Origin of the sequence: Psychrobacter immobilis (genome assembly GCF_904846285.1) — a bacterium.
GTDB lineage: Bacteria > Pseudomonadota > Gammaproteobacteria > Pseudomonadales > Moraxellaceae > Psychrobacter > Psychrobacter immobilis_D.
This window is the reverse complement of sequence record NZ_CAJHAD010000036.1, coordinates 1-12,955: the sequence shown is the minus strand read 5'-3', so window position 1 is coordinate 12,955 and position 12,955 is coordinate 1. Positions and strand designations below refer to the sequence as shown.

Sequence of the window (12,955 nt, the reverse complement as noted above, 5' to 3'; positions counted from 1 at the left end):
CTCAGGAGTGTAGGTTTGTCTTTTCATTGTCGTATTCTCTCAGAAAGTTAGGTCTCCGACAATCACGGGGCGATTCACCATGCGTTAGTTTTGGATGATTCAGAAGATGTACATTATCTAGCGGATGACAAAGGACAGATCATTGAAGGGATATACTTCGTAGCTGGTGGCTTAGAACTTGAGGAAGATCCTGAATCCATCATAGAAGAAGTTAAGATTTATAATAACAACTTAATATAGTAACTATTTTGGTCTAGATACCATCTTACTTAAATAATCTTGAGTCGCTCAAATAGTACACTATGAATTACATTACAGTTATCACAATAACTCAAACCATTGACGCCTTTAGCCTACAGCTAAAGGTTTGAGTTCTCAATAGGATGCCGAACTATTAGTGTCAAAGCTCACTCCATCAAAGAGTATCAATTTTCTTGTAGAATTTCTTGCTTTAGTCGATAATATTTTATTAAAAAAAGCGTTGTATTTATATGCTTACCAGCCTTTTTGACCTCATTTTATAAGAAACCTAATTTATTGATACCTTGGTAAGGAAAGCTTAATGTTTAATTTCAGATTGGTAGTAGTAGGACTTGCCACACTTATATTTATGAGTATAGGTTGCAGTCACAAAGAGTCTAACAGCGTTAGTGAAGTAAAAGAAAACTCATCAGAAGCCATAACAAAGCAAATCCCAGAAGAAGTAGAGGTGCGTGGAAACTTTAAAAGAAGCTTTGAAGTACATGAGCTAGAGGCGAATGGCAAAATTTACTATGTGGCAGATCCCAAACGGCTTTTGATGGAAAACTCTAATAAGATTGGTCAAGACGGCTACTACAAGTCGTTCGAAACTTGTGTGGCCGGAGTAGTCGGCTCTGAAGGTGGTTACGGACCTACTGGTAAGTACGAAAATGAAATTACAGTTAGCAAAGTCTGTGTATAAAAAAAGCGTACAGCTGATAGCCTAACGCCATTCTAGGAGGTACCGTGTTATTAGACGATACCAAATCTATCGGTTGACAATGATTATCACTAACATTAACATTCAACATCTTAAATAAACATACGTTTGTTTATATGGATGGAGATAAGGGTTGCATGACATATTATCTAAAAAGGGCGTTATCTTTAACTTTAATTCTAACAATTTTTATGGGAATCGTTTATTTAGATTATAAGTTAACGGGCGAAATATTACTTGATTCATTTTATGCTATAGGATTTATGGGGTTTATTATTTGTTTAGGTATAGAGTTATTTATAGGTCAGAGTAATTCTCGAAAATCGTAGAATGACTCTAATATTTGATATATTAAATATATAGGATTTTTGATGCGGAAATTTGTGCTAGATTACCCAAAAGGAAGTTATCGCAAGCTTTTTATTGTGGTTTTAATCCTAAGTTTTGGTTTTTTCATGGCCTCTTTTATAGATAGAGATATACCGAACATCTTAATATGGCTAGGAGTATTTTTAGCAGCTTTGAAGCAAGTTGTCATACCTATAGACCTAGATCAAAAAATATCTTTATCGAAAAAAAGATACTCTATAAGTGATGATGATTTTATAAGTCATTACAATAGTAGCTCTATTATGCACGATAACAACAAGAGTAAAGCTTGGCATAAATTGATAATACTGGGTGATGATATATCGTCCTTTTTGCTTATTGCTGTAATACTATATAGCCTGTTTGTTTAACTGGATTATGCTTAGTAAGCCATAACAAAACTGTTAGAGATTCCTAATATGATGGAAGAAATAATACCTGCCGCTTATTTTTTAGGTATATTACTTATTTTAAATATTTTCAGTTTTTTATTTCATAAATATACCGACTCAGTCAAACCAAAATATCTGTATTGGTATTTTTTTGTAGTCTCTATGCTCATTTATCAGTCATTATTGGTGACTGGACAACTCACTACCTAAAACCGGGTGTTCTAAGTAGTATACTCAAATATGCTCGGCTTCTAACTTGATTACTATATCCTTAAAAACTTCTTCAAAATGTTGGTTGTCAGTACATTGTTTGAATGCGTTACCATTCCAAAACCCTAAATGAAATGTGATTGTAAGTCGCTTTTTATCCGCAGTTATCCGTCTTATTTCTGATAGTTTAACAATTTCATTGTCTACAACTATAAAATTTGGCATCTAAATCTCTTTCTGTGGTGTTTATTAATAATAGGTAGCTATAAATCTTACTTGCTCTATTTGGTTTCAGTATCAGTATCAGAGTCGGGCAGGGACGTACGAATAATAAGGCGATAAATGTCACAACATAGTGTCCAAAAAAACCAAAGCAATATAGCAGCACATGAACCCAAGCCGATAACAATAGTGCCTATTCTAATACCGCCATCCAGACTCCCATTCCAAATATGAGGTGCAATAGGTGGACCCATCGTTGCAACAAACGCCAAGAAAAACCCTAACATTACTATAAATCCTGTAATTGCAAGGCGTATCACTATTACTAATACATTATCAACCCACGTATCAGTCTTCTTATGCTCTAGAAACTTAAACATGACCATCCTTTTTTTTGGCTACTTAACTTTCTATCTATTACATTAAGCTAAGGCTTACGCACTTGCCCAAAAAAAATAATATCGTCCTAGGTTTATTATCTTTTATGGTAAGTACTAATGGAGGATATACCTTATTAAACCACATAAAACAACGAGACTATCTCTATCATCAAAAGGCTAATCAGCACTTTTCTATAGATAGACATAGTACTTTTATTATATTTCCACTCCCATAGAGGTACCAAAATAAGCAGTAGATAAGTAACGCAGATTATAAGACCTATCCAGTATTCTATTTTCAATTTTCAATACCTTGTTAAATTATTACATTAAAAGAGTTCATAGTACGAGGTTGAATTAATTCTAAGCCCTAAGAGCGATTCTGTGATTGTATTGCTCAAAACTATGGTTTTAATTATATTGGTTAGCCTACACTATATTTATTTAGACTCAGTCTCGACGCCAATACACTTTCACAACGACTTCTGCACGGTTGAGCTTGAGCCTTTCTCTTAATATAGGTCGAAGTGATTTCACAGTGCTAGCCTCTAGTGCGCCCCAGACCTTATCAATTTGCAATGCATATTCAGTCAAATAATCGTTGAGTTTACTATCGATTAACGTAGCTAAATTCTGTCCTGAGTTTATTGAACCGATTACAATAGGTAATACGGTAAAATTTCTGTCTCTATTGCCTTTAACAGCGCCTTTCATTTTGATATTATCAAAATATTTTTGGTCAGCTACATCTTGCGTGACACACACAATCAATGGCGGCTTAGGGTTGTCCCAAAGCTCTAGCAAGCGTGCAGCTGTTGGCATTGAAGTCTCGTCAACGATCAGTAGCGCTTGACCATCAAGTAAATGCTTAACCTTTTCAGGGAACTCCCTTTTAGTGATAACCGTATTACCTGCCTGCAGTGCTGTCGCCCAATTCCCGCCCGGGGTATTCCCATGAATAAAGATATCGATCCATGCTTGCATACCATCAGAGCTTTGCCATGCCTTTCTTAACGTGTAATAGCGATGGGCTTGCGCGGGAGAGGCGCTATCGCCATTGATTTTTGAGGCAGTGACATTATGAGCTAAATCAAACAAATAAGCATAGCCTGCCTCATCAATAAGAATTGAGTTTTTATCAAAGGTATTCAGCCTAGGCCCACTCAATTCTAGACGCAGCATGTTTTCACTAACCTTATAACTGTCCTGCACTGTAAAAGTCTGCTTGGTCAGTTTAATGGTTTTTTTGCCAAGCTTTTTATCTGATTTTTGTTTGAGCAAAATATACTGGGTGTTTAAGTCATTGAACTGTGTGATAGGTGAGGTGAAAGGTATAAAGAACGTCTGGTCGTAAAGCTGATTGGACGTTTTTTTTACGTCTTTAAACTGTACTTGTAAAGCGATTGCCTCATTATAAATGTCTGTCAATTTTACGTTTGCATTAATCAGATCCTGCGATGTTATAAAGGTAAAGGCTGTCAAAAATTCAAGCAGCTCATCGTAATGCTCCTCATTGATATGATTGATGGCGCTCGCAAGTTCAGGGGAGTTTAAAGGAGTATATGCGTTTTTTTGATTATCAAAGGTAGTGTTAGTATTTGGAATAGAAAGGGTCATATGTATACTCACAAGCAGTAATAGACGGTAAAATAAAAAATATATTAAGTGAATGATAATTGTTTTTATTATCGTTTACGAGTAAAATTACTTTTTATTGTGCTTTTAAAACAAATATGCAAGCCGTTCAAAATAAAATCGACTTTAATTAATGACGAGTATCTACATGTTACGAGCAAACCAACTGACGATCAGTCGCCAAGGCAATACTTTGCTAGACAATGTAAGCTGTGAGTTAGATGCCAATGAATTGATCGCTTTAGTAGGACACAATGGTTCAGGCAAATCTACGTTGATCAAAGCGTTGGCAGGCGAGATGACAAGTAATGGCGGTAGTGTTAGCTTAGATGATCGCCACATTAATCATTACAGTAGTAAAGAGCTGGCTAAACAGATGGCCTATTTGCCGCAGCAACTACCGGATGCGGCTGGCTTTACTGTGCATGAGCTAATTATGCTAGGTCGTTATCCGCATCAAAAGTGGCTACAAAAACCAAATCAAATGGACAAAGATAAAGTCGCACAAGCGATGCGTATTACTCAAGTAGAGGCATTTGCTGATCGTACGACGACCACGCTTTCAGGTGGGGAGCGAGCCCGAGTTTGGCTTGCCATGTGTTTGGCGCAAGACACCCGATATCTGTTACTTGATGAGCCATTAGCGGCGCTTGATATGCACTATCAACTTGAGGTGATTCAGCTGATTCGTCGTTTGGTTGACGAGCAAGGTTTGAGTGTGGTCATTATTGTGCATGATATTAATCTGGCAGCGCAATATGCAGATCGAATCATTGCCTTAAAAAATGGTCGTGTTTGTCACAACGGCGACATCAAAAGCACCATGCAATCTGACGTACTGCGTAATATCTTTAATGTAGATATGCAGCTGCTCAGTCATCCGATTACAGGACAGCCTGTTGCCGTCGCTTAATATCTGGCCTCTCTTCTTGTTTCTCGCTCGCTTCTTACCTATTCGCCTAAAAAGATAGTCTGTTATGTTTTCTGTCCTGCACAAATATAAGTCCTCCGGACTGCTAGCAAAACTTTCAATAACTGGTCACTCAAGTGTTACGACGGTTAAGGGAAAGTGGTTGCCGATCACAATAACTTTGGCACTAGCCACCGCACTCAATGCTTGTCAGAAACCCATCACTGAGCAGAAAGATGATCAAAGAGACACGGCTACCAACGTTAAAATTAACATTGCCTCTCCTGATTGGGGAAATGCGGCGACGTTAACGGCGATGGGCTATCCTCCGATTGCGACAGGCGATGTCAGAGTGTGGGACAGATGGGTAGGTACGCCTAAACTGCCGACCTCAACGGTTGATGTTGGTATTCGCTATCAGCCCAATGCCGAATTAATCGCTCAACTACCAGTTGATATGGTCGTGGATAACTTTTTTTATGAACATGCTCGAAACCTGTATGGCGATGTGCCTGCAAAATCTATTGTGTTCGCTGCCAAAGGAGAGACCGCGACTTGGGCGGACTATAGCCAACCGACTCAAAAGCTTGGCAAACTGATTGGTGAGCCTAAACTGGCTGACGATTATATTGTCAAAAGCCATAAAGATATAGACCTTGCTAGCAAACGCCTGCAACAGCGCTACCCAAAAGTGAAGAAATTCGCTGTTGTACAGTTTGTTGATGCAAATAACATGCGAATGTATGTCGCAAATAGTTTGTTCCAACCCGCACTGACGCAAATGCAAAAAGAGCTTGTAGTACTGGGTAAAGGCAATAGTTATGGGTTCATTCCTATACGGATGGGCGATTTAGCGCAGTTAGAAGAAGATGTTTGTCTATTAGTCATAGATCCCCTAAGTCCAATAACTAGGGCTGAGATTAAAGACAGTCTGATTTGGCAACGTTTAAGCTACGGTAGTAATCGTTGTGTGGGTGAGCTACCGGCAGTATGGATTTATGGTGGCATGTCGTCATTAGTGGGCTTGGCGAATAATTTATCAACGGTTCAATTAAAAGGCGGAGCTGCATTATGATCATTAATACAGCTAATCAGACTAGTAATCCCTATAGCACTCATATCGATAATACTATTAATGATGCTAATTCTATGACGTCACTTTCCTCTTCTGAATTGCTCAATTCATCTAAGCCATTATCTAAGTCACTGTCAAAATCAAATCAAAAATTACCGAGTCCGCCACCAAACTCGCCTCAGCAAAAAAATGATCTATTGGCGGCTACTTCATGGCGATTGTGGGCAATGCTCATCATACTCATGGTGTTGTCAGTATGGAGCAGTTGGGCTCTAATTAATCAAGCATGGGCGCGTCCGTTTAGCGAGTTATTTACCCCAAGCTCGCAGTTGGATATCGCCAGTATGGCGACACAGCTACATCTCGTGGCGACCAGTATAGTGGCGCTATTGGCAGGCGGACTGCTGGGAGTCGTTAGTATCTTACTACAGCAGTTGGTAAAAAACCCGCTCGCGTCAGACACTACATTGGGCGTGGGCGTGGGGGCACAGTTGGCCATGCTGATTGTGACTCTGTTTTTGCCAAGCTTAGCGATTTATGGCGGTCTTTATGTCGCCTTTGTCGGTGCAATCATCAGTATGGGACTGGTGTTTGCCTTATCCGCACCGAGTCGATTTAACCCTTTGATTTTAATATTGGCAGGCTTGGTCGTAAATATTTTACTCGCTGCTGTCGCTAACGTTTTGGTGTTATTTTTCGCTGAGCGTAGCAATGGTATGTTGTCATGGGCAGCAGGTTTTTTGGCACAAAACAGTTGGCATACCAGTGTGATGCTGGCGATTACCACGGTTGTGATGACGGTCGTATGCTTGCCTTTACTAAAGCCATTGACCTTAATGAGTTTGGATGATTCGCAAGCCAAGCGTTTGGGTGTGCCTATCAACGGTATACGCGCCATCGTGGTGCTCATCGTGGCTATTGTGACGGCTTTGGTAGTTAGTGAAGTCGGTTTGATAGGTTTTATCGGTCTTGGCGCTGCCAGCTTGGTTAATGCACTTGGTATCTCCTCAATTAGCAAACGTTTGGCTGCTGCCTTTGGTTTAGGCGCGCTGCTTTTATGGCTCACCAGCAACTTGGCTTTATTGCTTGAGCCGATACTGAGTATGCAGATTCCAGCAGGGGCATTGACTGGTATTCTTGGCGCCCCCCTCATTATTTGGTTAATCTTACGCCAGCGTCGTGAGCGAATAGAAACCGTAATTCCCACGCTTGCGGGTCACAATACGCCTGTCGCATTTTGGCGCTGGGGTCTTGGCGTGGTCGTGATGATCATGCTGGCTTGCCTTTTCGTGCAAGATATCAATGGGTGGGGGCTAAGCACGGATTGGGCCATCACCCAGCAGTATCGATTGCCTCGCAGTTTAAGTGCGGCAGCAACAGGTCTCATGCTAGCTGTCGCTGGCGTACTATTGCAAACACTCACGCGCAATCCAATGGCAAGTCCAGAAGTGTTAGGGGTAAGCTCAGGTGCTGCTCTTGGGGTTATCTTAGGATTTTTGCTACTACCGAGCTTGGGGCTGTCTGCGGGATCAGGCACTTTATTGATTTCAGGATTGTCAGGCGCTGTGGCAGTGTTGCTTTTGATTATTTGGCTTGCACGTAGAGTAAGCTCAGGCTATCTATTATTAGTCGGTATCGGCATTGCTGCCATGATGGATGGAGTGATGCATATGGTCAAGCTGTCAGGTGACCCGCGCTTAGAGGCGATGCTCAGTTGGCTATCAGGGACCACTTATAGCGCCCAGCCTATTACAGTATGGTATCTCATCAGCATTGCGCTTGTCTTATTTACCTTAAGTTTATTGCTCATCAAACCTCTACGTGTTCTTGGTTTGGGGGCGGGCGTCGCTCGTAATTTAGGTGTAGCGGTAACTCCAGTGACGATGGCGCTATTGGCATTGGTGGCAGCGCTAAGTACCGCCAGTACGCTTGCAGTAGGCCCACTGAGTTTTATTGGATTGATGGTGCCGCATTTGGCAACCTCACTTGGTGCGGTAAGGCTTGAGCGTCAGTTACCTTTGGCGGCTTTATTGGGGGCAGGTGTGATGGTGTTGGCGGATTGGATTGGACGTTATATCATTTTTCCTTATGAGCTGCCTGCTGGTACAATTGCTGCCATCATTGGCGGTGCCTATTTCTTATGGCTGATTCGAAAAGTACCCATGGCTGTGAGCCGATAGTTTTCCTGCAAGGAAAAGTAGAGATAGATCGGTGGCAGACGGATGAGTTTATTCTCACTAGTACTTATCATTGGTCTGCTACTTAGAACTATAAGTCGCATATCTCTTTTTGTCTAATGTCAATAGAGTAACAGAATAGAGTGGTGAAGATACTTTGAAGTTATTAAATGAGCAAACCAGTAGACAATGTCTCATTGGTCATTGGTCATTGGTTTAAGTGATGTCTTCACTTGACAGTAGGCACGAACTGACAGAAAGGCAAGTGCATCAGGTGCTATTCATCCTTTTGCTTGGCGGTACGGTCGTCAGCTTTAACAATAGCGCACTTAATCCTGCTATTCCGGTCTTCATGTCGGTATTTGATGTCGACATCATTATAGCTGGCTGGGTTTTAAATGCTTATATGTTGTCTATGAGCGTGGGGCTTATGCTCAGCGGTTATTTGAATAAAAGGTTTGCATTTAAACCTGTTTATTCGGGCGCTATCGTAGGATTTATGCTGGGGTCAGTACTTGGAATGTTAGCGCCTAGCATGGCAATGGTGATCGTTGCTCGTGCTGTACAAGGGCTGGGTGGTGGTCTGATTATTCCTTTATCTATTGGCATGCTCTACCAGATTTATCCGCAGCATAAACACGGTAGAGTAATGGCGCTATGGGGCATTTTTATCATGATCTCACTAGCGTTTGGCCCATTGATAGGGGCTTATTTGATGGAGCAATTTGCATGGTGGACGTTGTTTGCCGCGACGATACCGCTCAGTGCTTTAGTGATGGTTATGGTATGGTTGTTTTTACCCCAATTCCGTTCGCCTACGATAAGCAGCTCCTTTGATATGGTTGGTTTCGTAAGTTTGCTCGTTTGGCTACTGGCTTTGATGACTTGGCTTAGTACGCTTAAAGCAGATTTTCAAGCCACCCTTGCTAACGTGATCGGCACTGGTCTATTGGCCATCCTATTTTCGATATTTTTTGTGATTTGGTGGGTATATGAGCGCCGTCAGAGTCAACCTTTGTTGAACTTGAACTTGTTTACTAATAAGATTTATTTGCACAGTACGATTATCAGTGTAACGCAGACGCTTGGTCTGATGGTTGGTCTGTTGTTATTACCCATATTAATCCAAGAGGTCATGGGCGAGAGTGCGTTATGGACAGGTATCATTTTGTTGACCGCGACGCTGATGTCTAGTATCACGACTCATTTTTCAGGCAAGCGCGTGGATAGATATGGAGCTAGAGGCATAGGAGTTTTGGGTATTATCATCAGCTCGTCGTCTATGCTGATGCTTGCATGGTGTCTGTACCAACCAACGCTTTGGGTGCTGATGGTTGTGATGAGTGTACAAGGTGTGGGGGTTGGGCTGGCGTATTTGCCTACGACCACGGTAGGTTTTAGCAGCTTATCAAAAGAGGTGGTCACTGAAGGCGCAGCGCTCAATAATATCAGTCGCCGAATCGTTTCTACCGTCTTTATCACGCTGGTTACGGTCTACGTGGCAGGGCGCGGGGCACAGTTATTGGCCAATGGTAGTACGCAAAGCATTGCTGCTGCTATTCAAGAGATTTTTGTCATGCTGGCTGTCATTTTGTTTTTGACTGTTTTTTCAGCGCGGCGATTACCAAAAGCTGCCTAAGTTATTCATAGATGATCAAACGAAAATACCTAAATGGTCTAAAAATGACTAAATTTTGCCAAATATCTTCAAATAACTGATCAATATCTCGATATTATCTACGCTATTTTCCTCGTTTGACTGCAGTTTATATAATTTTTATTATCATTTTTAAAGTGAAGACAGGCCCTAGACAGACCAGCAAAGTAAGACGTTATTTTAAATAATAAATTTAATCAATTTATATTTGCTAGAAAATTGATTTCAGCAGTGGGTGATGTATCGATTTTACTTTTCACTAAATATTGCTTAACTCAACCGCTTGCTTTTAGTTCTTAGAGAGGAGTTTTATATATGCAAAGGCACAGATTTGCAAATAATTATAGAAATGTTAATAGTTATCATTTACAATATCTTTCACAAAATTAGTACATTCTGCAGAACAAGCTAAACATAACTCCTATCAATTTATTCAGCTAATAAGCGAAATAATAATGAAAAGCTACCATCAAGTTGCTCTATCCCTCCTTACTTTATGTATTAGCCAGCAGTTATATGCACAAACTGATATCGACGCGTCAGCGACAGATACAGTTGAAAATTCGGCTACTAGTGATGCGCCTAGCGTGACTTTGGATACCATTACAGTCACTGCGCGTGCCAAGACAGGGACAGCGCTGGCACAAAAGATTAGCGAGATGCCAGCAGTCACACAAGTGATTGGTGAAGAAGACATTCAAGCTCAAGCCACAGGCAACCGTACTATAGGCGATATTTTGGCACAGCTGATTCCAAGTTTGGGTGCTAGTAGTGGCTCTACCAGTAATTATGGTACGACGATGCGTGGTCGCCCCGTACAATATCTACTCAATGGTGTGCCTTTATCAGGATCGCGCAGCTTATCACGAGAGCTAAATAGTATTGATCCAGAGCAGCTTGAGCGGGTAGAAGTGCTCTCTGGTGCGACCAGTATTTATGGGTCTGGCGCAGCAGGTGGTCTTATTAACCTAGTGACTAAGTCGGCAGCAGGCGCTGGTTTTACGGGTCAAACTCGAGTAGGTATCGATAGCAGTCGTGATTTTGAATCAGACTCGTTAGGTTATCATGTAGGACAGAGCTTGGGTTATGGTGGCGAGCGCGTCTATGGTCGCTTAGACGTGGATTATGAGAATAGAGGCGGTAAGTTTGATAGCCGTGGTGATCGTATCGGCCCAGACGTTAATCAAACCGATCAGCAAGATACTGAATCGTTAAGTGTTAACGCTAATTTAGGCATGGACATCGATGAAAGCCAAAGCCTAAATCTTGCCATGACTTATTATAAGGATGAGCAAGATACCGATTATGGTCCAGATTATGGTAACAATTTACAAGTATTATTACTTGGTGCGCCGCCATCCTTAAAAGCGATCGATGGCGCTCGTATAGAGGCTCAGCCTTACACCACCAAAAAATCGGTGAACCTCAATTATAACAATGATGATGTTTTTGGTTCTAATTTAAGTGTTACGGGTTACTACCGTGATGAACAGGGGCGTTTTTATCCTTCGGGCAAAGATGCTAGAGCACAAGCTCGTGCAGTATTGCTAGAAAACGGTGCCGACAAAGATACAGCGAAAAAGCTGTCAGCCAATGCGATATTCATTATGCAATCAGAAGCAGATATCGAAGTGATGGGTCTACGCGCCGCCATGCAGACTGAGACTGAACTTGTTGGCAAACAGACGCTATTGAGTTATGGCGCGGATTTTGAGCGTGAGAATAGTGAACAAACCTACTATGGGCAAAACTTCAACCAGTTCAAGGCCAGTAATGGTCTGGTCTCAAAGACAAATGGTATGACATATAATGGCGGGCCAGACACGACTATTGATAAGATTGGTGCATTTGTCAATGCAGATATAGATATGACAGATAAATGGCATGCTAGCGCTGGCATGCGCTATCAAAAACTCAAATCAAAAACAGATACCTTTACCCCTTTTTATGAGCAACTGTTAGAAGATTACTTTAATGGCTCTAGTACTGACTATCAAGCAGGTGACGTAGCAGAGGGTAAGACCGATCACGACAAAACGCTATTTAACCTTGGTAGCAGTTATCAGCTAACACCGAATGATCAAATATTTGCCAATTTTTCGCAAGGATTTACCACCGCTGATATACAGCGTGCGCTGCGTGATGTACGTGCAGGCTATGTGGTCAACTCAGATAATGTGCAGCCTATCTCGATCAACAACTATGATTTAGGGTGGCAAGGCAAGCATGGTGACACGTCAGCAAGAGTAACGGGTTTTTATAATACTTCAGATAAAACCGTGCGTTTTACCAATGACTATACCGTAGAAGTGGTTGATACCGACGAGCGAGTTTATGGCGTAGAGGGATCACTCACCCAAGATATCAGTGATAGCTGGCAAGTCGGCGGTAGTTTGGCTTACACTCGTGGTCAATATAAGAAAGACAGTGATTGGCTTGAGCTAGATGCGGTACGTTTAACTCCGCTTAAAGGCACTGCATTTGCACAATATAACTTTGATGAAGGCAGTAACATACGACTGCAAGCATTGGCGATTGGTGGCGATGACAGAGCCTTTAAAGATCAACAAAACGACCCTGATGCTAGTGCGCAGCCAGTCACAGGCTATATGACTTTAGATGTATTAGGTCAAGTAAACATGCCTGTCGGTCGCGTCGGTTATGGAGTTTATAACATACTCAATAAAGACTATCAAACGGTTTACCATCAAACTACGTTTGGCGACTTGAACCGTTTACCTGCCACAGGGACAACATATGGTCTCAGTTATACCGTTGATTATTAAGTAAGAGCACTAAAAACTTAACTGGTACGAAATAAATAAAGATTGGTAAGAAGATTTTTCAATGAGTTAAGATATAGTCAGTTCTTTTTAAATAAGATACAATTGTTTTAAAACAAACGAAATGGCAGAATAACAAATGACCTATTCAGCAGATTTTCGAGCACAAGTGATTAAAAGTGTC

9 protein-coding genes are annotated in these 12,955 nt (G+C 41.3%); 7 read left to right on the top strand and 2 right to left on the bottom strand.

From position 1 onward, the window contains the following. Nucleotides 1–610 precede the first annotated feature (610 nt). Nucleotides 611–943 (top strand): hypothetical protein, encoded by a 333-nt coding sequence (locus JMX13_RS12975; protein WP_201613185.1) that lies wholly within the window; start codon nt 611–613, stop codon nt 941–943. Between the two features lie 389 nt (nt 944–1,332). Then, nucleotides 1,333–1,701: a hypothetical protein gene (locus JMX13_RS12970; RefSeq protein ID WP_201613184.1), complete on the top strand. Its 369-nt coding sequence runs from the start codon at nt 1,333–1,335 to the stop codon at nt 1,699–1,701. 512 nt (nt 1,702–2,213) lie between these two features. Here the strand turns inward: JMX13_RS12970 and JMX13_RS12965 are convergent. Together JMX13_RS12965 and JMX13_RS12960 are read right to left on the bottom strand one after the other, a co-directional pair. Continuing rightward, complete coding sequence (locus tag JMX13_RS12965; protein WP_201613183.1) at nt 2,214–2,441, bottom strand: hypothetical protein; 228 nt, start codon at nt 2,439–2,441, stop codon at nt 2,214–2,216. A gap of 543 nt (nt 2,442–2,984) precedes the next feature. Then, nucleotides 2,985–4,151, bottom strand: coding sequence for an SIP domain-containing protein (locus JMX13_RS12960; RefSeq protein ID WP_201613182.1), 1,167 nt, complete (start codon nt 4,149–4,151; stop codon nt 2,985–2,987). Nucleotides 4,152–4,317: 166 nt separating this feature from the next. Here JMX13_RS12960 and JMX13_RS12955 point away from each other — a divergent pair, with 166 nt between their 5' ends. From JMX13_RS12955 to JMX13_RS12935, 5 genes are all read left to right on the top strand, one after another. Continuing rightward, a complete protein-coding gene (locus JMX13_RS12955) occupies nt 4,318–5,082 on the top strand; it encodes an ABC transporter ATP-binding protein (protein WP_201613180.1) in 765 nt (254 codons plus the stop codon). Between the two features lie 160 nt (nt 5,083–5,242). Next, nucleotides 5,243–6,154 carry an ABC transporter substrate-binding protein gene (locus tag JMX13_RS12950; protein ID WP_201613177.1) on the top strand — a complete coding sequence of 304 codons (912 nt, stop codon included), beginning with the start codon at nt 5,243–5,245 and terminating at the stop codon, nt 6,152–6,154. Beyond that, nucleotides 6,151–8,334, top strand: coding sequence for a Fe(3+)-hydroxamate ABC transporter permease FhuB (gene fhuB / locus JMX13_RS12945; RefSeq protein WP_227686327.1), 2,184 nt, complete (start codon nt 6,151–6,153; stop codon nt 8,332–8,334). Before JMX13_RS12950 ends, fhuB begins: the two co-directional genes overlap by 4 nt. A 220-nt stretch (nt 8,335–8,554) precedes the next feature. Beyond that, a complete protein-coding gene (locus tag JMX13_RS12940) occupies nt 8,555–9,970 on the top strand; it encodes an MFS transporter (RefSeq protein ID WP_201613175.1) in 1,416 nt (471 codons plus the stop codon). A gap of 473 nt (nt 9,971–10,443) precedes the next feature. Beyond that, on the top strand, nt 10,444–12,774 hold the full coding sequence (locus JMX13_RS12935) for a TonB-dependent receptor (RefSeq protein WP_201613173.1): 2,331 nt from the start codon (nt 10,444–10,446) through the stop codon (nt 12,772–12,774). Nucleotides 12,775–12,955: the final 181 nt, after the last annotated feature.

Coding starts and splice junctions, on each gene's coding strand:
- JMX13_RS12975 (WP_201613185.1), top strand. CDS start 611: ATGAGTATAGGTTGCAGTCACAAAGAGTCTAACAGCGTTAGTGAAGTA.
- JMX13_RS12970 (WP_201613184.1), top strand. CDS start 1,333: ATGCGGAAATTTGTGCTAGATTACCCAAAAGGAAGTTATCGCAAGCTT.
- JMX13_RS12940 (WP_201613175.1), top strand. CDS start 8,555: ATGTCTTCACTTGACAGTAGGCACGAACTGACAGAAAGGCAAGTGCAT.
- JMX13_RS12965 (WP_201613183.1), bottom strand. CDS start 2,441: ATGTTAGGGTTTTTCTTGGCGTTTGTTGCAACGATGGGTCCACCTATT.
- JMX13_RS12955 (WP_201613180.1), top strand. CDS start 4,318: ATGTTACGAGCAAACCAACTGACGATCAGTCGCCAAGGCAATACTTTG.
- JMX13_RS12935 (WP_201613173.1), top strand. CDS start 10,444: ATGAAAAGCTACCATCAAGTTGCTCTATCCCTCCTTACTTTATGTATT.
- fhuB (WP_227686327.1), top strand. CDS start 6,151: ATGATCATTAATACAGCTAATCAGACTAGTAATCCCTATAGCACTCAT.
- JMX13_RS12960 (WP_201613182.1), bottom strand. CDS start 4,151: ATGACCCTTTCTATTCCAAATACTAACACTACCTTTGATAATCAAAAA.